The sequence below is a fragment of the Acinetobacter sp. ANC 3781 genome (assembly GCF_004331285.1).
GTDB lineage: Bacteria > Pseudomonadota > Gammaproteobacteria > Pseudomonadales > Moraxellaceae > Acinetobacter.
The window spans coordinates 42,137-64,803 of the sequence record NZ_SJOH01000012.1; the positions used below are offsets into that span (position 1 = coordinate 42,137).

Genomic DNA, 22,667 nt, shown 5'->3' on the forward strand with positions numbered 1-22,667 from the left:
ACTCTATCCTGAACAAATTCATCTAATCCAACTTTTGCCTAGAAACCGAATTCTAAACCGACACTAAAATTACGTCCGACTTGCGGAATATTCGACAGGAATGAAGCATGTGAATAAACCTGTTCATCCAGCAAGTTATTGGCTTTAAAATACACCCGATAATCATTATTCTTGGCATATTTTCCAGCATAAGAGACACCAACATTCAGCATGTTATAACCATCAGTTTCCTGCTCATAACTTGTGATTTTGTCCTGATTAAACACATGGTAATATTCGGCCAGACCTGACCAATGGTCATCAAAACTTGCATCCACTTTGGTTCCTAAACGACCGGCTGGGACACGGGGTGCATTTTCACCCTCAATCTTGCCACGTACATAATCACCAAATAGCCCCACTTTATAAGTATCGTTTAAAGCATAAGAGACTTGTGCTTCTGTACCATAAAACTTGGCTTTATCTTGGGTGTAATCGACCAGACGAAAGTTTTCATAGCGATCTGTCGTTGCCGCATAAATGTAGTTGTCAAACCAGTTGTGATAGACATGCACATGATAGTCCAGTGGGCCATTTTCATAATGCAAGCCAAGCTCCAGATTATTGGATTTTTCTGCGCTTAAATTTTCATTTCCGCGTTCATAAGTATTGGTCGCGAAATGTTTACCATTGGCATATAGTTCTTGCGCCAAAGGTAAACGTTCTTGATGAGAGCCAACCAGCGATAATTTATAACTCGGTGCAAATGCCCAGTTCACAGCGCCAGAATAGGAAAAACCGTAATCATCAAAATCTTTTTTATTGGAATCAATCTGAATTTTCTGCTGATCTAAACGTGCGCCCAGTTCAACATGAACATCATTAAACTGTTTATGTTCTAAAGCAAACAGGCTCCACTTTTGTGTTTTGGTCGGATCCAATAAAGATTCTTCGCCCGTAATATTCAGCTTTTGCTGGTTATATTGAGCACCGATTACCCCTTCCCAATTCGCAACAGGGTTATGAACCAATTCCAAGCGTGCATCATAACCCTGACTTTTAAAATTGGTCATGACTGAATTTTCTTCAATTTCATCATGCTTATAGTCAGTATAACTGGCATGAGCACGCAGCTTTTGAAAACCAGAAAAAGGATCGCTGAGTTCGGTACGGAAATCATAGCGCTCTGATTTTAAATCGACCCACGGCCCAGCAACGTGATCATGCTCTTCATCATGATCATGTCCATCATGGTTCAACGCATGACCTGTATGATCGCCACAAAAAAGTTCATTGTCATGCGGATGACAGTCTTCATATTCATGGCTATGTCCGGGTAAACCATACTGATCTTGACGATTACTATATGAAATACCGCTGAAGCCTCGGTCGTGAATCCAGGATAAACCGACATTTACCGTTTCGCCTTTTGCAAAGGTATTGTCTACACGACGCTCTTTTTCACCTTCATGAACATAATCAGGCGCAATATAGCTGTTGGCATCACGTTTCGAACCTTCAACACGTAAAGCCACCTGATCAGTTAAAGCAACGGTCGCCCCTGCACTGGCTAATTTTTCATCACTGCCCGAGTTGTAGCGTAAGCCGACTTGCCCTTCATAACCTTTTTCCGGCATTTGGGTCGGAATTTTATTGTCGGTAACATTGACCAATCCGCCCACTGTACCTGCGCTATACAGCAAGGTCGATGGACCACGAATAATTTCAACTTGTTTGGCTAAAATAGGATCAACTGTTACTGCATGGTCTGGTGAAAGTGTTGAGACATCAGCAGTTTCAGAAGCATGTTGTAAAACTTTAACACGTGGCCCATCTTGCCCACGAATCACTGGACGGCTTGAGCCTGCACCATACTGGTTTGAAGATACGCCAAGCTCACCCGCCAATGCATCCCCAATGGTGACGCCACCTTGTGCAAGCTTTTTATGATCAATCACCTGATCTGCAACTGCAAAATCGGCTGCCGACTGCACCAAGGGATGAGCCTGCAATTTAATCGTTTCTAATTGTTGGTCTTGGCTCGGGTTCTCTGCAAAGACAGCAGGTGCAATAACGGCAAAAATAGAGAGGGGAATTAAATTTTTATGAAAAGACATGGAACTGGCTCAAGGCTTTGATTTTTGAATAATGTTATAATATAACATTTCATTATTTTTGCAATAAAAAACATTTCCTTTCTCTATCTTCAGATAGACTGGATTTCAGTTTTGCTCACAGATAAGTAAATTTTAAAGTTTTTAGATGCCCTTTACGATCTCACATGCTGTTTTAGCCCCTCCCCTTGCCAAACTCACAGGCTATCGTTTGCCCATCTCGGCACTTGCCATTGGCACTATGACGCCTGACCTTTACCGCCTGTTTACTTCAGAAACTTACGATATATCACACCAATGGCAAGGCTTAATAGTTCCAAATCTATTGATTGGTTTAAGTTTTTGCTTGCTGTGGTATGGTCTTTATCGACCGGTGATTTTTCGATGGATTGGGCTAGTCAAGCCAATCGATTATGGTTCCTTCGATAAAATGACGGGATTTATTCTCTGTGTCATCCTTGCTTTGCTCGTTGGAATTTCTAGCCATTTAATTTGGGATGGTCTGACCCATTCAGACTTTAGGACCTTTGCTTTTGATCAATTTTTAAATCGACCGGTTTCATTGTTTGATCATATCTATCCAATGCATCGTGTGTTGCAGATTGGCACCTCCATCCTGGCTTTACCGTTTATGGCATGGATGGGCAGGCATTATTATCTAAAACATAAACAGGCGGATTTTGTTGGAACTAAAATCAAGATCTCTAGCTTCTTTATTCTGCTGACCTCATTGCTCGCTGCTGGTTTTTATTATCTGCAATTTTTAAAGACACTGGGATCAAATCCTTGGTCAACCGACCTCTATTCATTTATCGGTCGCTCGGTAAATCAATTTTCAAGCGTATTTTTAATTACTTTTAGCTTAGGTTGTGTGCTCTTTCTATTTTTAGACAGAAACCACCATCTAGATAAATAAACGATGAGAAGTTAAAGAATATTATCCAGATCAAGCAATCTCAGCATTGAAATTGTGATGATTCTTGATCTTGTTCTTGTGACAAAATCCTCAAAGAGGCATAATTCACTATTCAAAAGCGGTGCGCTGTTTACGTATACGCTGACCTTAACCCATATAGTTGGATTTTTTACGCTATGATGCGAACTCATTACTGCGGTACTTTAACCGAAGCCCAAATTGACCAAACCGTAACATTATGCGGTTGGGTACACCGTCGCCGTGACCATGGTGGTGTAATCTTCCTTGACATGCGTGACCGTGACGGTCTTGTTCAAGTCGTGATTGACCCAGATACTCCCGAAGCTTTCTCAACTGCTGACAAGGCACGTTCTGAATTCGTATTAAAAATTACAGGTCGTGTACGTCGTCGTTATGAAGGCACAGAAAATGCCAACATGGTGAGTGGTCAAATCGAAGTTCTAGCAAAAGACATCGAAGTTCTTGCAGCCTCTGAAACTCCGCCATTCCCATTGAATGACGAAAATACCAATATTTCTGAAGAAATTCGTTTGAAATACCGTTTCTTGGATATCCGTCGTCCTGAAATGCTAGATCGCTTACGTTTCCGTTCTAAACTTACCAACCTTATTCGCAACTACTTCGAAGAAAATGGTTTCTTGGACGTTGAAACGCCAATCTTGACACGTGCGACTCCAGAAGGTGCGCGTGACTATTTAGTTCCAAGCCGTGTTTCTAACGGTAGCTTCTACGCGCTTCCACAATCACCACAGCTGTTCAAACAGTTGTTGATGGTGGGCGGTATCGATCGTTACTACCAAATCGCAAAATGTTTCCGTGATGAAGACCTACGTGCCGACCGTCAGCCAGAATTCACCCAGATCGACGTTGAAACATCGTTCATGAGTGACGATGACATTATGGATTTGATGGAAACTTTAACGATCAAGATGTTCAAAGAACTTCTAAACGTTGAATTCGACAAATTCCCGCGTATGACTTATGCAGACGCTATGCGTGACTATGCATCTGACAAACCAGATATGCGTATTCCTTTGAAACTGGTTGACGTTGCAGACATGATGCAGGACGTTGAGTTCAAAGTATTCGCAGGTCCTGCTAAAGATCCTAAAGGCCGTATTGTTGCGCTTCGCGTACCCGGTGCAGGTTCACTTCCACGTAGCCAAATTGATGAATATACTAAATTCGTGGGCATTTACGGCGCGAAAGGTTTGGCTTATATCAAAGTCAACGAACTTGAAAAAGGCATTGAAGGTCTTCAATCTCCAATCGTTAAATTCATCGAGCCAATCGTGCTTGACTTGTTGAAACGTGTTGGCGCTGAAAATGGCGACATCGTATTCTTTGGCGCAGATAAAGCCAAAGTTGTGAACGATGCCATGGGCGCTTTACGTATCAAAGTCGGTCACGACATGAAACTTGCGACTTGCGAGTGGGCGCCGCTTTGGGTCGTTGACTTCCCAATGTTTGAAGAAACTGATGATGGCAAATGGACCTCTGTGCATCACCCATTCACGCTACCAAAATCTAGCGTTGAAGAAGTGAAAAATAATCCAGGTGCGGCACTTTCAGTTGCTTATGACATGGTATTGAATGGTACTGAAGTCGGTGGTGGTTCACTACGTATCTTCAACTTAGAAATGCAACAAGCTATTTTTGCCGCATTGGGCATTTCTGAAGAAGAAGCCGAAGAAAAATTCAGCTTCTTGTTGAATGCCTTACGTTACGGTGCACCTCCGCATGGTGGTTTGGCATTCGGTCTGGACCGTTTAGTGATGTTAATGACTGGTGCGACTTCAATTCGTGATGTGATTGCATTCCCTAAAACCAAGACTGCTGAATGTCCATTGACTCAAGCACCTGCGCCAGTTGAACCAAATCAATTGCGTGACCTAGGTATTCGTTTACGTGAAAAACCTAAAGCTGAAGTAAAAGTAGAAGCTTAACGCTTTAATTCAGTGTTAAAAAACCCTGCATAAGCAGGGTTTTTTATTGCATTGAGATCAAGACTTGAGAATGGCATAATAGCTGCCTATTTCTATTTTGTGGTGAGCAACCTTATGGCTATGCGTCCTGCTGTCCGTCGTCGTGCACTTGTGCTAATTATATTCGCTGTAGCTCAATGGTTGTTTATGCGTTATATCTTAGCCAATGGTTTGTTCAATATGGACACCAATCAACGTATTTTATATTTTTGTGTCAGTAGTTTAGGTGGAGCACTCATCATTTTTGTGAGTTTGATTTATATGGTGTTGAAAGGCAACGCTGAGAAACCTTAATCCCTTTTTCTCTCCCTACGAGATTGATAAGATTCTTCTAGAAATTTTATCTTAATTTTTATTTATTTTGTTCTCAAGACTTTTGACCTCATTTTCTGTGGTTTGGAAATGGCGCAGCATCTTTGATGTAATAAAACTCTTTCCAAAATTTTCTTTTTATAATTATCTTGGCTATAAAGAGCTGTGCGTTTCTATGTATTTTTTATTTAAAGTGGTCTCTTTACTCCCGCTCTTTGTCTTGCAATGGATTGCATCTTGCATTGCACTCCTCCTCAATAGCTATAATTCGTCTATGAAACGGATTACCGAAATTAATCTGCAATTGGCTTATCCGCACTTAACGGTTCAGCAACTTCAAGCTTTAACCAAAAGCAGTTTAAAAAGCCAATGTATGACCTACATTGAGTCCATCAAATGCTGGGGTATGTCGCCCGAATACAATTTAACTTTGTTAAAAAATATTTATGGTGAACACTACTTTACTGAAGCCTTAACCAATAAAAGAGGCGTCATTGTTGTGGTTGCACATTTTGGCTGTTGGGAACTTCTAAATGCATGGCTTAATCAGTATAGCTCCCCCATGATTATGTATAAGCCCCATAAAAATAAAGCGATAGACCGTTTTATCTTGGAAGCAAGACAACGCGTGAATGCGACTCTGGTCCCAACGGATGAAAATGGTGTACGTGCGATCTTTAAACATTTAAAGCAAGGTGGCTTGACCGTGATATTACCTGATCATCTCCCTAAAGAATCAGGAGGTATTTATTCAGAGTTTTTTGGGCAAAACACATTATCAACCACATTGGTCTCGAAACTAGCCAGTAAAACTCAATGCAATGTCATTGGGCTCAGTTGTATCCGTGATGAAATATCAGGATTTAATGTACATTGCGTGCCTTTATCGGATGGTATTTTATCGAAAGATCTGCAGACTTCTGTAGATAGCTTGAACCAAGATCTTGAAATTATGATTAATGTCGCACCTGAGCAGTATATCTGGTCTTATAAGCGTTTTCGTAAAGTTGAAGGTCAAGAAAATATTTATCAAATATAAGATTATGAGTTCTGAATTTTAAGTCATCGTAACTTGGTATAATTTAGTTACGATGACATGAAATAGTTTATGGAATTATTTTATTGATCCAATACTTCAAAAATGTATAGTATTTAACAGGATAATAAATAAAGACGCTTTTTTTCTTATAATAATATTTTAGAATTAATCGATTAATCTTAAACTCCGCATCAAGATATACTTTTTCATTCTTATACGGTGCGATCACTTTTTTCATCTCAAGTGCCATTTTCAAGCCATCTTGCGAAAAACTTTCTTCATGAATACGGTATTGACACAAGACAGTGGGGATATAAATTAATTTTTTTTGATTCTTGGTCAATTTTAACAACATATACCAATCTTCAACTTTAATATTTTCATCATAGCCCCCCACTTCCTGAATTACATCTAAATGAAACATCTGAGTTAAAGTTGGTAAATCATGATGATTTAAAATAATATCATTAAAACTATATTCTGTTTTTTCAGATACGCGCTGTTCCGTAATTTGATTATTTTTATCAATTAACTCTATACCGCCAAAGACTCCCGTTATATTGGGATTTAATTCTAGGTAGTCTACTTGTATCTGAGTTTTCTGCGGTAGCATCATATCATCAGAGGCAATGATACTGACATATTTTCCCTGACAATGTGTTAATGCTTCATTTAATGTCGAACATAAACCTTTATTCGCCCGTGTATTAAAATAAACACGTACAAAACGAGTTTGACACTGCTCTAATATCTCCTTAATTTTAGCAACTGATTGGTCTTTAGAACCATCATCAATCACAATTAATTCGATATTGGCATAAGTTTGGTCAATAATACTTTGAATACTATCTTGAATATAAGCTTCATGGTTATAACAAGGAATAATTACAGAAACCAATGGCCGCATTAATCTAGTCCTTGAGGTATGAAACTATTACATAGCTCAACAACCTTTTCTGTTTCTTCTAAAGTCTGAGTCGGCCCCATTGGCAAACTTAAAACTTGCTGATGGATTTTTTCAGTCAAAGGGAAACTCAAATCGTTCCATTCTTTATAAGCTTGTTGCTTATGGGGAGGAATTGGATAATGAATTAAGGTTTGCACGCCATTTTCAAGTAAATACTGTTGTAGTTCATCTCGATATTTAGTTTGAAGCACGAATAAATGCCATACGTGTTGCTTATATTCGCGTACTTCAGTCTGACTCAAAGGCAATGTGATATATGAATTTTTTATTTTAGATAAATATAAACTGGCAATCTGACGACGATGAGTTGTTTCTTGATCCAGATAGGTCAATTTTACATCCAGCATTGCGGCCTGTATTTCATCTAAACGGCTATTTACTCCAGGAACCAAATTTTTATATTTTTCATGCGAACCATAATTTCTCAAGGCTTTCAACATATTTGCCAATTCAATATCATTGGTTGTTACTGCCCCAGCATCCCCTAAGGCACCCAGGTTTTTCCCTGGATAGAAGCTAAAACCAGAAGCATCACCCCAATTCCCAGCACGAATACCCTCTATTTCAGCACCATGAGCTTGTGCTGAATCTTCTATTACCAATAAATTGTATTGTTTAGCAATCTGCATAATTTTTGGCATATCTGCTAGCTGTCCATACAAATGTACGGCTAGGATCGCTTTCGTCTTCAGTGTAATAGCTTGCTCAAGCGCTTCTACAGAAATATTTAAACTCTTGCTGTCAGGTTCAACCAATACAGCTTTTAAATTATTTGCGGTAATAGCCAAAATACTTGCTATATAAGTATTCGCAGGAACAATGACCTCATCCCCGTCTTGTAACTTGCCTAACTCTTTCCATGCACGAAGTATCAAAATAAGTGCATCTAGTCCATTTGCAACGCCAATCGCAAACTTTGTACCGCAATAAGTTGCAAAATTTTGTTCAAATGTTCCAAGTTCTTGACCACCAATATACCAACCCGAATCAATCACACGATTACATGCTGCTTTTAATTCATCTTGATATTGTTGATTTACTTTTTTTAAGTCTAAAAATGGGATCATTCTTCTATAAAACCTTTTACAGTAGCGGGATTACCTACAACAATTGCATTTTCAGGCACATCTTTTGTCACAACCGCGCCTGCGCCAACCATGGCATTTTTTCCAATTCTAATACCGGGCAGGATAGTGGCATTTGCACCAATACTCGCCCCTTCCTCAATGATTGTTCTTAAAAATTCATCAGGATATTGTTTAGAACGTGGATGCTTATCATTAGTAAATGTAACATTGGGACCAATAAATACATTATCCTGAACGGTAATCCCATCCCAAATAAAGACACCCGATTTCACAGTTACATTGTCACCAATAACCACATCATTCTCGATAAGTGTATGGGCGCAAATATTACAGTTTTTCCCAATGGTGGCTTGTGCTAGGATCACGCTATATTGCCAAACACGACTATCTTCACCTATTTGAGAACTTTGCACATCAGCCAAAGGGTGGATAAAGGGTTTATGGGCCACTTTGATAAAATCAGCATAATCACGAATATAATCCGATTCATCATAGTGTTCACTTGCAAGCACAAGTAATACACAATCATCTGAAAAATCATGCATTTCACGCCACATCAAGCTTTCAATCAATAAGCCTTGTGCAGGTGAAGACAGAACCACTTCTTCTTTTTGATAACCATTATCCAAAATAAACTTGCAGCTTCCATGTAGGCAGATCGCCACTTGTTTTAAATTTTTATGTGCATGGAAACCACGAGCCTGGTTATCAATAGTCTTAAAAATGTAATAGATACGTTTTAATTCAAATGGAATGGATTGACTCGACTCCAGTGCAATCAAGCCACCACGATGGTCACTTAAATCTGGCAAGTCGATTAACTGAACTAAACTCATCTTTATTCACTTACCAACGAAATTAAATATTGACCGTAGTCATTTTTACTCATGCTTTGACCAATTTCTAAAACTTGTATCGCAGTCAGCCAGCCATTGTTAAATGCAATTTCTTCCAAACACGCAACCTTATAACCCTGACGTTTTTCAATGGTTTCAACAAAGTGTGCTGCTTCTAATAAACTTTCATGCGTACCCGTATCTAGCCATGCAAAACCACGACCCAATAACTCTACATTTAAATCACCACGTTCAAGATACATCTGATTTACAGTAGTAATTTCTAACTCACCACGATCAGATGGCTTCACCTGTTTGGCAATTTGAATAACGTCATTATCATAAAAATATAAGCCAGTCACCGCAAAATTAGACTTCGGATGTTTTGGCTTTTCTTCAAGGGAAATCGCACACTTATTTTGATCAAACTCAACCACACCAAAACGTTCAGGGTCTTTGACTTGATAACCAAATACCGTTGCACCTTTTTCACGTGCAATCGCTTGTCTCAACATTGGTGTAAAGCCTTGACCATAAAAAATATTATCGCCAAGCACTAAACATACATTGCTCTGACCAATAAACTCTTCACCAATAATAAATGCCTGTGCCAAACCATCTGGACTTGGCTGTACCGCATAACTTAGCTCAATACCAAAAAGTGAGCCATCTCCCAGTAAGCGCTTAAAACTTTCCACATCTTCGGGTGTAGTAATAATAAGAATTTCACGAATACCAGCCAGCATCAACACTGACAAAGGATAATAAATCATCGGCTTATCATAAATTGGCAACAACTGCTTTGATACGCCTTTAGTAATGGGGTACAAGCGTGTACCTGAACCACCAGCGAGAATAATTCCTTTCGTATTCATTATTTATGCACCCCTAGTCTCTCACGCTGATAGCTACCATCTTGAACTCTACGACACCAGTCTAAATGACTCAAATACCATTCTACCGTTTGACGAATGCCTGTTTCAAAAGATTCTTGCGGTACCCATCCCAGTTCATTTTTTATTTTACTTGCATCAATCGCATAACGATGATCATGACCTGGACGATCTTGAACAAAGGTAATTAAAGATGCATATGACTGTTCATCACTTCGTGGCTGAAGCTCATCTAATATTTGGCAAATGGTTCTGACTACTTCAATATTTTGCTTTTCATTATGACCACCAATATTATAAGTTTCCCCGACTTGACCTTGGGTAGCTACCGTATATAAGGCACGCGCATGATCTTCAACAAACAACCAATCGCGTACTTGTTGGCCATTTCCATAAATCGGCAATGCTTTACCTTCTAAAGCGTTCAAAATTACCAGAGGAATCAGTTTTTCTGGAAAATGGTAGGGGCCATAATTATTTGAACAATTGGTCACGATCGTCGGTAGACCATAGGTTCTATACCATGCCCGAACCAGATGGTCTGAACTGGCTTTACTTGCAGAATAAGGTGAACTTGGTTGGTAGGAGGTTTTTTCGGTAAATAAATCCGTGGTTCCTTCTAAATCACCATAAACCTCATCGGTAGAGATATGATGAAAGCGGAAACTCTGCTTTTTTTCTTCATCTAAGGCTAACCAATATTTTCGGGTTGCTTCTAAAAGGGTATAGGTTCCCACAATATTGGTTTGAATAAATGCTGCCGGACCATCGATCGATCGATCTACATGAGATTCAGCCGCTAAATGCATTATCACATCGGGTTGAAAATCTGTTATTGCATCATCCAAAGCAACCACATCACAAATATCGACTTGATTAAAGTAATAGCGTGGACTTTGCTCAACTTCAGATAAAGATTCCAAATTACCTGCATAGGTCAATTTATCAATATTAAGTACTTCATTTCGAGTATTTTGAATAATATATCGAATAACCGCAGAACCAATAAAGCCTGCGCCGCCAGTGATTAAATACTTCATAGTGCTTTAGTGACCTTAATATTGATAAAAAGCATATTTGTTTAAAGCTAAGAACCGCATTCTATTACTTTTTATTCTTGGTTCCTACTTTATTGTAGAAGATAACTCTACGATAGATATAAATTTTAACAACATCGTTAATTTAATTGCTTCGTTTTTTTAGTGAAAAAAATTAGAGATATACAAGAATATAATGGAGAGTAATCAAAGATTGAATAAATAAAATCAAGACTTTAGTTAGCAGCTATTTAGTTTAATTTTAGTGGCAAAACTTATAGAATAGCGGCAGCTATAATTATTTTTTGAATATCTACATGAAGAAAATCTTAATCTTATGCATATCTTTAAAAGATAGCAAAGCAAGACAAGACAACATATCTCATCAAATACAAGCCCTCAAACAAGCTGTATCCGATATTCAAATTGATTTTCAGTTTTTTGAAGGAGTGTATGGAAAAGAACTTCCGCCTGAATACATCGTTTTTTTAGATCTCAGAAGAAAAATTTCAGGACAATGTGAACATGCATTAGGACCTAGCGAATTCGGCTGCTTTTTAAGTCACATGACGTTATGGCAACGTTTAGCACAAGGTGATTATGTCGAATATGACCGCGTTATCATTTTAGAAGATGATGTCATCGTCAATCTTAATCATATTACAGAAAAGCTAACTTCCTTAATCACCCTCAATCCTGATTTTGCCTTTCTAAGTGGCAATACAGAACCTTCTCGTCGGCGTATTCGCGGTTTTAACAGTGAAGATAATCTATATTTCAATCTGACTGGACCGAAAGATCTTTACACTGGGGCATATGCCTATTCCCTCACCCCAGAAAAAGCACAGTTTTTTATCGAAAAACAAATTAAGAAATTAACCTACTTGGATGATTGGACCTATTTACTTAAGTCATCAACCACCATCCCTTATTACTATTGTTTTGAACATGATGATGAAATGCAAAGTAATATTGCTGGTGACCGTAAAATTTTTATGAAAAAGCCAAATCGTTTTAAGAAAAATTATCGAAAGATTCGTAATGACCTCGTTTCTCGTATTATTTCTTTATTTTTATTTAAAAAAATTATTCGTCTTTCTGCTTTTATCGCAGCACATAAAAACAGCTTAAATACACCAGAAAATAATAAGAGTGATCATTAAAATGAAAAAATACCTTTTTATTCAAGATCATTTATATGGTGGCGGTGCAGAACAAATATGTATTGATACTGCTGTTGCGCTTAAAGAAAAAGGTCATGATGTGACTGTATTGTTATTAGATTCAAATAATATACGCACAGCCTATCCTGAAGACTTGAATCTAATCAAATTCGATATAGCACCGGCTTTCATGCAAGGCAGTATCAAAAAAAATAAGTTAAAAAGTGTTCCTTTAGAGCAACAAGCTGAACTGACGCAAATCATTAATGACTTAGCACCAGATACTATTATTGCGGGTCATTCACATGCTTTTTGGTTATCATCGATTCTGACGGGCAATATCTGGTTTTGGGTACATGGCGACTCATTAGGTTTGGTGCTAAAACAAAATTTAGGTTTCTTTAAATACCTAGAAGCCGTTAAAAAGTTTATGCAATGTAAAAAAGCCTGTAACTATCTTTTTAAAGGCAAACAACTGATTGTTGTTAACCAAGATATTGCGACACTTCTTCATAAACATGTTAAAGATATAACAGTAAAAGTCATCCATAACGGGATTGATTTTAAACGGCTCAAAAGCAACTTGGTAAATGAAGAAATTAATATTAATAAAAAATGGGATACCATTTTTGTAGGTCGTTTATCTGAAGAAAAACAACCTGATATAGCGATTAAAGCTTTTGCTAAAAGTGGTTTAACGGGGCGTATGGCAATTGTCGGTGACGGCCCGTTGTTAGATGAACTAGTGACTCTTACAGAACAATTTGGGCTGACTGAGCGTATTGATTTCTTTGGCTGGCAAGACCAACCCAACCATTTTATTCAACAAAGTTATTGCTTGATCTTACCTTCGCGTACTGAAGGCTCCCCTCTTATTGTTGCAGAAGCCATTATTTTGCATGTTCCTGTGGTTGCTTTTAATTGCTGTGAAGGCGTGGCATACCAACTCTCGTCTGGAGAGCTTTCTCAAGGTTTGGTCCCTTTAAACGATATTGAAGCCTTATCTAAAAGGCTTCGCCAAGTGGTCACTCAGCCTTATGCGATTCAAGAGCAAGACATACAACGCCTGAATATTACAGAAATGGCAAAGGCTTTTGAAGAATTATAAGTCCCTATATTTAAACCTTTGATTTGAGCAAGCCATCATGTCTTTATCTCGTACAGTTCTCAAAAAATGGTACAAATACCAACAAAATCAACAGGCCAAAAAGTTTGACTCACATTGGTATATTCGTTTTGGTTGGCTCAATAAACCATTGAATAACCAAGACCAATTAAAAGACCTATTTGAAATCCATTCTCCTAAAAAGTTTACTTTTGCCGATTGTTTTTATGTAGAAGACAATGGACGTTACTTTATTTTTTTTGAAGAAGTCGATGACCAACATCCGGTTGGTTTTTTATCTGTTTTAGAAATATTTAAAGATGGCACCTATACAGAACCACAGACGATTTTAAAACTGGATTACCATCTGTCTTATCCCTGTGTATTTAAAATAGAGAATGACTGGTACATGATTCCTGAAACCAGCGCCAATAAAACTGTTGAACTATGGAAATGCACTGAGTTCCCTTTGAAATGGGAAAAACTTTCCAACCTTTTAGAAGACATTGAAGCTGTTGATACAACGCCTTTTTACCATGAAAGCATGTGGTATTTATTTACCTCCACCCGTCGTAACTGTAAAAAATTTGGTGATCGCCTAGATTTATTTTATACCGAAGATATTTTACAACCTAAGTGGAAAGAACATCCTCAAAACCCAGTATGTAAAGGACATCAACAATTCCGCATGGCTGGCAAGCCATTCATCTATAACGGTAAACTGGTTCGCCCAAGCCAGGACTCGTTGAAACGCTATGGCGGCAATATTGAGCTTAAAGAAATTATCCAATTAAGCCCAACAGAATATCAGGAACAATTTTTAGAAGTGATTTTACCCCATTGGAATAATCAGGATGATGGCTGTCATACCATTAATGCTGAACATGACTTTGTGGTTCTTGACGCTATTCGACTATCACCCAAAGCATAATTAATTATTTATTTAGCAAACGCTCATATATTTGCAGCGTTTGCTGCGCCATAGCATCCACAGTCAACTCATTTTTAGCACGCGTAAATAGCTCTTCAAAATCAGCAAATGCTGCACTTTCCAATCCATTTTTGAGTGCTTGCCGCAATGCTGCAATATCACCAATTTCTGCAAGATAGGCTTCTGGCAACCATTCAATTACGCCATTCACTTTGGTGGATGCCATGACTTTATCTGCCTGCAAAGCTTCAACCATCACCAGAGGAAAACCTTCACGATCTGAAGATAAAGTAACAACATCTGCAAGCTGGACTAAATCACGAGCATCCGTTCTGAAACCTAGAAATGCCACCTGGTCTTGCATATTTTGTTGTTTGACTTGTGCTTCTAGAGATTGTCGCAACGAACCATCGCCGATAATCCACAAGTTTGCATCAATCCCCCGCATTGCCTGGATCAGTAAAGCAATATTCTTCACCGGTTCTAAGCGACCAATGCACATCACTATTTTCTTGCTTGAATCCAAACGTGGAAATTGTTGGTCAATGCTGTGTTTTAAGCGCTGCTTTGCCTCTACAGCCAATGCTGTTTGCGGATAAACCCCATTATAAACAATATGTGCTTTCGCTTCTGGAATACCGAGGGTCAGTGCTTTGCTGACAGCGATCACCGCATTTCCAACTAAATAAGCAGACTTATTCTTTTTGGTTCCATGTACCGTCGTCACAATTTTAATGTCTGCTAAAAATGGACGAATCCTGGCAATCAGTTCAGATGCTTTACCTGCTTGGGCATGTACAATCTGGGGCTGGATTTGAGCGATCAGGGTCTTTAGCTGCCAAAGCAACCCAATATTCCAGCGGCTTCTAGAAAAATCGACCGCATGAAATTGAACATTTTCATTAAACTTTTCGGCATAGCAGGGATGTGCAATCACGTGCACATCGTTAGACAAGGCCAGCTGATTGGCCAAATTAAAGGTATGCTGCTCTAAACCGCCAATACCGCCACTGGTCGCGAGGACTTGAACAATCTTCATGCATCATCCCGCTTGTTCTTTTTTGCCTGCAAATGCTGCTCGAAAAGCTTGGCTTCTTTTAGAAAAGCATAAAAAGAATTGATCATACTGTTTACAAAACCGCGCCAACCATTTAAACAACTACGGCGAATAAAATACGACTTTAAAAAGGTGACAGGCATTACCAAAGTTAATTTCAATATGCTTGGTTTTTTACCTTTTTGAAATTTTTCAGCTGCCTTCAAGTTTGAATATTGATTATTTTTTTCGACTTTGACAAAAATACTCGACTCACCATAATGGTAAATATCACCTTCGGCACGGATACTTTCACCGTCAACAATCACATTTTCATGGACTTTATTTTCAAGGTCATATTGGCCTTTATTTTTACGGAAAAAACGGACTTTGGCATGTTTTTTAGTATGTTTACTGTTGGGCACCCCTAAAAAAACATCATTAATTGGGGTAATTAAAGCATCAATTTGATTGGCTTGAATAGTTTTGGCTATTTCTTGTTTTAATTCATCAGATAGCACTTCGTCGCCATCTAAATTGAGCACCCAGTCGTTTTGACACTGGGCTAAAGCAAGACTTTTTTGTGCTGCATAACCCAGCCAGTCCTGATGAGAAATTCGTGTATTGGGAAAGCTTTGCGCAATTTCATAAGTACGATCGGTACTGCCCGAATCTAAAATAATCACTTCCGAAAAATCAGCGACACTGTTCAAGGTATCTTCCAACCATGCACCACAGTTCAAAGTGACGATATAAACACTACATGGAATACTCATAATTTATAACGTCCTTTGGCTAAGGCAATACGCATTTGTAAAGCATTCATTGCCCCATGCGTACTGACTCGGGGAATATTAAATTGATTTAATTCGGTGTAGGCTTCCACTTTCTTACGTGTGGATACTGCATTTTTAAAGCCAATTTCTTTTGCCATTTGCTGATGTTTTTCATTAAAACGCCCAAAAGGGTAAGCAAAACTTGGACAACGTCCGACTAATGCCTCAACATCACGTTTAGAGTTTTGTATTTCTTGATAGGCTTCTTCATCATCGAGTTTAAGTAAATTCACATGATGTTGCGTATGCGCGCCAAATTCAATTACACCAGAATCAGACATTTCATGAATCTGCTGAGCATTTAATTTATCAATTCCTTCAATTTGTGTCGCAAGATATATCGTGGCTTTAGCCTTATACTTTTTTATTAATGGATAGGCGTATTGATAGTTATCTAAAAATCCATCATCAAAAGATAACGCTACAACATTTTTTTGCCCCCGATACTGATCTAGTTCAGAGACAAAACAAAAATGAGTTTCTTTTTTAGCCAGATATTGCAGTAACTGTTCAAACTTTTGTGGGGGCATATTCATCCCCGAGGCGGCTTCATGGGGTGTAACTTGATGCAGCATCACAATTCTAGGTAACTTCGCACCACGAAAAGGTAACCAGAAAGTATAGTTACCTAAGAGATAGAGCATCGCAGCCAGAGCCATTATGCCAATCACCATATAAAGCAGCCACATCATGCATAAACCTCATTTGCCCATTCATAGGCTTCAGACAAAGGTTGATCAAAAGTCACCTCAAGCATGAACTGTGTAATCCGTTTGCCATTAAAACTTGCACGTGTTTTATTCCAACCTGCTTCAGCAATACGCTTCGCCTCTTCTGGATGGGTAGCATAAAACTGAATTTTTTCAGCTAAGTCGAACTGATCATCAAAATAAACTACTTCTTGTTCGGTATAGAGTTTATCGAAACCCGGAATGCGTGGACTAAAAGTCAGCAGTCCATTTCCTGTAAGCTGCACAATTCGGTCTGAACTATATAAAGTTACATCGTTTTTACGTGAATAGTTTAAGCCCATACGGGATTGGGATAGCACCTTGTAATAACCTTTACCATAAACGCCTGGCTGTTCAAAACAACCATAATATTGATATTGCACATGATTGTTTTTTAGAGTCTCAGCTAAATCTTTTAGGAATTTTTCACGTTCAGGTTCTTTATACACCACACCACAGAAAATAAATTCTTTATCAATATTGTTTGATTCAAACTGTTTTAATTGTTCAACATTACGATGTCCCACATTCGGCATATAAGCCACTTTTAAATGCGGTTGTTTGAGTTTTTCAAGATATTCACCACCGGTGGTACAAAAAACTGCATCTAAATAAGGTGAAAATTCACGTACAAACCCGAGTTTATGTTCTAAATACAATGGATCAACATACCAAAAGGCAATTTTAGTTTGCGGATAACGCTGTTTGATTTCTTTGAGCACATCAGGACTCATCAAATCACTATGACCAATTAAAACTAAATCTGGCTCAATATTATCCACAATTTTTAAAATTTCTTTATTGGCCCAACTTGCACCCAGTTTTTTAGTTTTAAATACTGTACCCATTCGGGCCATATCACGAAAACTAAAGTCATAAACAAAGTGACCATTTTCAATCAGACCTGCAGAAATTTTACGATCTGTGCAATAAAAATGTGCGCCTTGCTTATTAAAACCAAAATTCGCAATATGTAAAATTTTCATGTAAAAAACATCTCTATGTTTTCAATAAAATATGAGCGACTCGAGTCGCTTCATCCAATTGTAGATTTAACAATTTAACTTTATTCTCACCCAGTAACGCCTGGGTTAAAAGCTGATCTAACAGTTGGGTAATTCTATCAGATTTCAACCGGTCTATTTCAATGATACCCACCTGACATCCTGCTGTCAGTGCCTCAAAAATCATGGAAACACTATCTTCAGTCACCCAAACTGCTTCGGCCTTTTGCATTTCTTCAAAAATCCAGCCTTGTGGCGTCTTTTCAACTGGAAATATTTTCAGCTGACTTTTAAATGATTTTTCATTTAAATGAGCCAAAAACTCTTTCGGTGTACGTCGTGAAGTGGTCAGAATAATCTCAGCTTGAGGATGCAGATTAACGATTTGTTGAATTGCATCTAAAACTTTTGCTTCATTCCATTGATGGCGTTTCGATGATCCACCGAGTGCAATTAAAAATCTGTTTGGCTGATGTCTCTGTTCATTCACAATTGGATTTAGTGCACCTTGTGTAGTGATCACATGCTCCGATGCCTCAACACTATCATGTTCAGGAATAATGGCATAATCAAACCAAGTCACCGGAAAATTAGGCTTCATTAAAATAATCGTTTTCGCTTCAGGATAAATCTGACCAAGCAGTAAAGCGCGAAACTGGGTATGACTGCCTACCCCAAAAATATAATCGGGCGGCTGCTTTAGCGCGACAATGCTCTTTTTAAAAATTGCTAAAAATAAACTAAAAACTGGCAATTGGTCTATTGATACTTCTTCAAAGGTAACTTCATCTGCACTTTGCCTTTGCATGGCTTTATATAAGCCGACTGCTTGTGAGCGATGTCCTGCTTTGCCATCACTGACATAGACAATATGCATAAAAGGTATCCTTAAAAAATAAACTCAAAGCTTAATCAATAAAAAAGGCGAAAACCGAGTTTTCGCCTTTTGATCTTACCTGATCGACTTATTTTACGTAAGTCAACCAATGTGCGTATTTAGGGTCTTTACCCTGAACTGCATCAAAGAATGCTTTTTGAATTTGTGTGGTGATTGGACCACGTGAACCACAACCAATTTCGCGATCATCATATTCACGAATTGGGGTTACTTCAGCCGCAGTACCGGTAAAGAATGCTTCATCACCAATGTAGAACTCATCACGGGTAATACGACGTTCAACCACTTCATAGCCCAAGTCTTTAGCAATAGTAATAATGGTTTGACGCGTAATACCGTCCAATGCACCGCCAGCAATATCTGGGGTATGAAGTACGCCATCTTTAACCAGGAATACGTTTTCACCTGAACCCTGACATACATAGCCTTGTGGGTCCATCAACATAGCTTCGTCATAACCCGAATGTGCCACTTCCTGGTGTGCAAGAATCGACAAAGTATAGTTGCCCGATGCTTTTGCCTTACACATGGTCACGTTAGGATGGTGATGGGTAAAGGATGAAGTCTTCACCCGAATACCTTTCGCCATCGCTTCATCACCCAGGTAAGCACCCCAGCTCCATGCAGCAACCGTGGCATGAATGGTATTATCCGTTGCAGCGATACCGAGTTTTTCAGAACCGATAAAGATAATTGGACGCAAATAGCAAGACGCTAATTTATTTTCACGTACGACATCAATTTGAGCTTGCTCTAAAGTTTTTTGATCAAATGGAACTTTCATTTGATAAATCTTTGCAGAGTTGAGCAAACGTTTTGTATGATCCTGAAGACGGAAAATTGCAGTTCCGTTAGGGGTCTCATAAGCACGGACACCTTCAAACACCCCCATACTGTAATGTAAGGTATGTGTTAAGACGTGGATTTTTGCCTCACGCCAATCAACCATTTGTCCATCTTGCCAAATAAAACCATCACGATCAGCCAAGTTCATGGCGCACTCTCCAAATTTTTATACACAGTCATCTTTATCCAATGCAAATATTTGCAGTTGGATCAATTAATCTTTGCCATAACTTGCAAACGATCACGCGGGTATCGTGCCAGTCCGCAGCATTCACTTGCATGGATTGATTCGCAAGGGCTAAACGGTGGCTCTCGGCTCGTTCACTGAGATAAGCTTGAATCAATGCTGTCGCGTCGTCGCTGGATAAGCAACCTGCTTTTGCGGCATCTTCAAGGATTCGTACATTGTCGGAGTAATGGGCGAGATCGGGATTCGACCCACTCCAGGCTAACACCGCATACTGTGCCATAAATTCGATATCAACGATACCACCTGAGTCCTGTTTTAAATGAAAAATTCCATCTTTTTGCTGTTCTTTAGATGAGCCCAAATGGTCTTTCATTTTCTGACGCATCTTCAAAACTTCTTCACGAACTTTGGTTTCGTCTCGCGGTTGAGTCAGGATACGGCAACGTAATGCTTCAAATATTTCACGTAAACTTTTTTCACCCGCAATGGAACGTGCACGAACCAAAGCCTGATGTTCCCACAACCATGCACTTTTCAATTGATATTGCTCAAAGGCTTTTAAGCTGGTCACCAATAAACCTGCTTCACCAGATGGACGCAAACGGGTATCAATTTCATAGACCCGTCCATCCAGAGTTTGCGTGGTCATCAATGACATAAATTTTTGTGCGACACGCATGGCAAATTCAAAGCCGCTAATTTGCTTGGTTCCATCGGTATCGCCCTGCTCACGCATATAGTGAATAAACACCAGATCTAAATCCGAACCGTAACCCAGTTCAATTCCACCCACTTTGCCATAACCGGCAACCACAAATGCCATATGATCGAGCGAACAACGCTGTCCTTCTGCATCCAGCGGATAGCCATGTTTTTTCGCAGTCATTTGATATGCCAAATGTAAGGTTGCATTGACCGAGACTTCTGCAATATCGGTAAGTGCATCGGATACTTTCATTAGCGGGCTTTCAGCCAGAACATCACTGGCAGCAACAGCCAGCACATTGGATTTTTTAAATAATCGCAGCACCCGCATCTGGTCTTCTACTTGGTCAATTTCAATGCGCAGCAGTTGCTGACGGAGGGAATCTTCCAAATCTTGACGTTTGGGTAATTCAAAATCCATCGACAAGAATTCATCGAGTAAAACTGGATAGTGGGTAAGTTCCTCACAAATCCATGGACTCACGGTAGACATTTTAACCAGACGCTGCAATGCACCTTTACTTTCAATCAGCATCACTAGATATACGGTACGGCGCATCACCGATTCGACCAAGGGCATTAAACGCAAGAGTGCGACTTGCGGCTTATCTGATTGCAAAATTGCTTCAATTAAATGTGGCCAAAAGGTTTTTAAACGCTGTACTGCCTTTGCTGGCAATTTTTTTAGCGCATGTCCATACCAAAATTCATGAATAAGATTTTTTGCATTCTCATCCAACACCTCATTCAGCCGCTTTTCCAGCAAGCTAAAACTTTCAACCAAAGGATCGGGTTCTTTTTCTTTAATCAGATGTTCAAACTGAAAAATAACTTTGGCGCGTTTTTGATTCAGATATTCAATGAAAACGTCCCAATCAGCAAAACCTAAAGTTTCAATCATACGCTGACGTAAATCCGGCTCACTTGGCAAGGACTGCGTTTGTTGGTCATTCAAGGCCTGGATGGCATGTTCAACACGGCGCAAGAATAAATAAGCATCCTCCAGTTCAGCCACGGCCTGCATTTCAAGCAACCCCACCTCACCCAAATGATGCAGGCTGACTAAACATTGGCGATCTTGCAACTCAAGTTTAGAGCCACCGTAAATCAGCTGAAAAACCTGCACAATAAATTCGACTTCACGGATACCGCCCGCACCAAGTTTAATATCATCTTCAATATTACGGCGCAGTACTTCACGTTCAATCATTGCCTTCATTTCACGCATGGCTTCAAAGGCAGTGTAATCAACATACTTGCGGAACACGAATGGTCGGGTCATATCCAGCAGTTCATCGCCTTCTTTTCCACCGGTCACAATACGCGCCTTAATCCAGGCATAACGCTCCCATTCACGTCCGTGCTGACTTAAGTATTTTTCCAGCGCAACATGACTAATGGCAAGAGCTGAACCATCCCCCCATGGACGCAAACGCATATCTACACGGAACACGAAACCATCTGCAGTCATATGATCCAGCAGATAAATCAGTTTTTGCCCCCACAGAATACAGAACTGCTGTACATCAATGCATTTACGACCATTGGTTTCACCTTGCTCATCAAAGGCAAAAATAAGATCTATATCACTTGAAAGATTCAGTTCTTGAGCGCCGAGCTTCCCCATGGCGACTACAATTAAATCTTGCACTGTACCGTTATAACTGATCGGTTCGCCGTGCTTTGCAACAAGAGGAACCCGTGCGAAATCTTTGGCTGCACGAATGGATGCATCGGCAAAGTCTGAAAGCTCACGGGTTAAAGCAACAACATCGGTGAGTTGATTGGCATCCTGCCAAATCCAGCGAAACATCAAACGGGCGCGCAGCACACGAAGCGCACGCATCCATGTGGTTTCATCGGTGATATTGTTTAAAGTGCTATCAACACAGTCCTGAATTTGCGTGGCGCTTAAAGGAACGAGAAATTGGTCAATTGCATAATCTTGTTCAAGTAATACTGCATGATTTCCCAATACTTGTTCTGCGTATTGGCTCGCACGTAATGTTTTGTGCAATTGTTCCGCATTCATTTT

At 39.3% G+C, this 22,667-nt stretch carries 20 protein-coding genes; 7 read left to right on the forward strand and 13 right to left on the reverse strand.

From position 1 onward, the window contains the following. Window positions 1–38: 38 nt before the first annotated feature. On the reverse strand, window positions 39–2,096 hold the full coding sequence (gene znuD, locus E0H89_RS10020) for a zinc piracy TonB-dependent receptor ZnuD (RefSeq protein WP_131216650.1): 2,058 nt from the start codon (window positions 2,094–2,096) through the stop codon (window positions 39–41). A gap of 145 nt (window positions 2,097–2,241) precedes the next feature. On the opposite strand from znuD, the gene E0H89_RS10025 reads away from it, so the two are divergent. The 4 genes from E0H89_RS10025 to E0H89_RS10040 all read left to right on the forward strand — a co-directional run bounded on the left by E0H89_RS10025 (window position 2,242) and on the right by E0H89_RS10040 (window position 6,366). After that, on the forward strand, window positions 2,242–3,009 hold the full coding sequence (locus E0H89_RS10025; protein WP_131216652.1) for a DUF4184 family protein: 768 nt from the start codon (window positions 2,242–2,244) through the stop codon (window positions 3,007–3,009). 176 nt (window positions 3,010–3,185) lie between these two features. Next, complete coding sequence (aspS, locus tag E0H89_RS10030) at window positions 3,186–4,976, forward strand: aspartate--tRNA ligase (protein ID WP_131216654.1); 1,791 nt, start codon at window positions 3,186–3,188, stop codon at window positions 4,974–4,976. A gap of 114 nt (window positions 4,977–5,090) precedes the next feature. Beyond that, a complete protein-coding gene (locus E0H89_RS10035; protein ID WP_131216656.1) occupies window positions 5,091–5,309 on the forward strand; it encodes a hypothetical protein in 219 nt (72 codons plus the stop codon). 193 nt (window positions 5,310–5,502) lie between these two features. Further along, the gene (locus tag E0H89_RS10040; protein ID WP_131216658.1) at window positions 5,503–6,366 is read left to right on the forward strand and encodes a lysophospholipid acyltransferase family protein; all 864 of its coding nucleotides are present in this window, start codon (window positions 5,503–5,505) and stop codon (window positions 6,364–6,366) included. A 67-nt stretch (window positions 6,367–6,433) separates the two neighbouring features. Here the strand turns inward: E0H89_RS10040 and E0H89_RS10045 are convergent, their stop codons facing one another. Genes E0H89_RS10045 through rfbB form a run of 5 tightly spaced genes read right to left on the reverse strand, consistent with a single transcriptional unit; the run spans window position 6,434 to window position 11,190 of the window. After that, window positions 6,434–7,273 carry a glycosyltransferase family 2 protein gene (locus tag E0H89_RS10045; protein WP_131216660.1) on the reverse strand — a complete coding sequence of 280 codons (840 nt, stop codon included), beginning with the start codon at window positions 7,271–7,273 and terminating at the stop codon, window positions 6,434–6,436. Continuing rightward, a complete protein-coding gene (locus E0H89_RS10050; RefSeq protein WP_131216662.1) occupies window positions 7,273–8,400 on the reverse strand; it encodes a DegT/DnrJ/EryC1/StrS family aminotransferase in 1,128 nt (375 codons plus the stop codon). The genes E0H89_RS10045 and E0H89_RS10050 overlap by 1 nt, the downstream gene beginning before the upstream one ends. After that, entirely contained in the window at window positions 8,397–9,257 is an 861-nt protein-coding gene (locus tag E0H89_RS10055; RefSeq protein ID WP_131216664.1) for a WxcM-like domain-containing protein, read from the reverse strand. The genes E0H89_RS10050 and E0H89_RS10055 overlap by 4 nt, the downstream gene beginning before the upstream one ends. 2 nt (window positions 9,258–9,259) lie before the next feature. Beyond that, window positions 9,260–10,132 carry a glucose-1-phosphate thymidylyltransferase RfbA gene (rfbA, locus tag E0H89_RS10060; RefSeq protein WP_131216666.1) on the reverse strand — a complete coding sequence of 291 codons (873 nt, stop codon included), beginning with the start codon at window positions 10,130–10,132 and terminating at the stop codon, window positions 9,260–9,262. Further along, on the reverse strand, window positions 10,132–11,190 hold the full coding sequence (rfbB, locus tag E0H89_RS10065) for a dTDP-glucose 4,6-dehydratase (RefSeq protein WP_131216668.1): 1,059 nt from the start codon (window positions 11,188–11,190) through the stop codon (window positions 10,132–10,134). Before rfbB ends, rfbA begins: the two co-directional genes overlap by 1 nt. A gap of 314 nt (window positions 11,191–11,504) precedes the next feature. On the opposite strand from rfbB, the gene E0H89_RS10070 reads away from it, so the two are divergent. The 3 genes from E0H89_RS10070 to E0H89_RS10080 are packed head-to-tail and all read left to right on the forward strand — an operon-like array spanning window position 11,505 to window position 14,386. Then, window positions 11,505–12,350 (forward strand): glycosyltransferase family 25 protein, encoded by an 846-nt coding sequence (locus tag E0H89_RS10070; protein WP_131216670.1) that lies wholly within the window; start codon window positions 11,505–11,507, stop codon window positions 12,348–12,350. Window position 12,351: 1 nt separating this feature from the next. Beyond that, the gene (locus tag E0H89_RS10075; protein ID WP_131216672.1) at window positions 12,352–13,458 is read left to right on the forward strand and encodes a glycosyltransferase; all 1,107 of its coding nucleotides are present in this window, start codon (window positions 12,352–12,354) and stop codon (window positions 13,456–13,458) included. Between the two features lie 37 nt (window positions 13,459–13,495). Further along, window positions 13,496–14,386: a glucosamine inositolphosphorylceramide transferase family protein gene (locus E0H89_RS10080; RefSeq protein ID WP_131216674.1), complete on the forward strand. Its 891-nt coding sequence runs from the start codon at window positions 13,496–13,498 to the stop codon at window positions 14,384–14,386. 4 nt (window positions 14,387–14,390) lie between these two features. Here E0H89_RS10080 and E0H89_RS10085 read toward each other — a convergent pair whose 3' ends face one another. The 7 genes from E0H89_RS10085 to glnE form a co-directional block, all read right to left on the reverse strand. Then, window positions 14,391–15,425, reverse strand: coding sequence for a glycosyltransferase (locus tag E0H89_RS10085; protein ID WP_131216675.1), 1,035 nt, complete (start codon window positions 15,423–15,425; stop codon window positions 14,391–14,393). Next, window positions 15,422–16,201 (reverse strand): glycosyltransferase family 2 protein, encoded by a 780-nt coding sequence (locus E0H89_RS10090; protein WP_131216677.1) that lies wholly within the window; start codon window positions 16,199–16,201, stop codon window positions 15,422–15,424. Before E0H89_RS10090 ends, E0H89_RS10085 begins: the two co-directional genes overlap by 4 nt. Further along, a complete protein-coding gene (locus E0H89_RS10095) occupies window positions 16,195–16,950 on the reverse strand; it encodes a polysaccharide deacetylase family protein (RefSeq protein ID WP_165494042.1) in 756 nt (251 codons plus the stop codon). The genes E0H89_RS10090 and E0H89_RS10095 overlap by 7 nt, the downstream gene beginning before the upstream one ends. Further along, window positions 16,947–17,975, reverse strand: coding sequence for a glycosyltransferase family protein (locus E0H89_RS10100; protein WP_131216679.1), 1,029 nt, complete (start codon window positions 17,973–17,975; stop codon window positions 16,947–16,949). The genes E0H89_RS10095 and E0H89_RS10100 overlap by 4 nt, the downstream gene beginning before the upstream one ends. Window positions 17,976–17,988: 13 nt before the next feature. After that, window positions 17,989–18,870, reverse strand: a complete 882-nt coding sequence (locus E0H89_RS10105; RefSeq protein ID WP_131216681.1) for an ELM1/GtrOC1 family putative glycosyltransferase — start codon at window positions 18,868–18,870, stop codon at window positions 17,989–17,991. An 88-nt stretch (window positions 18,871–18,958) separates the two neighbouring features. After that, window positions 18,959–19,885 carry a branched-chain amino acid transaminase gene (locus tag E0H89_RS10110; protein WP_131216683.1) on the reverse strand — a complete coding sequence of 309 codons (927 nt, stop codon included), beginning with the start codon at window positions 19,883–19,885 and terminating at the stop codon, window positions 18,959–18,961. A gap of 34 nt (window positions 19,886–19,919) precedes the next feature. Then, window positions 19,920–22,664: a bifunctional [glutamate--ammonia ligase]-adenylyl-L-tyrosine phosphorylase/[glutamate--ammonia-ligase] adenylyltransferase gene (gene glnE, locus E0H89_RS10115; protein ID WP_131216685.1), complete on the reverse strand. Its 2,745-nt coding sequence runs from the start codon at window positions 22,662–22,664 to the stop codon at window positions 19,920–19,922. Between the last annotated feature and the right edge of the window lie 3 nt (window positions 22,665–22,667).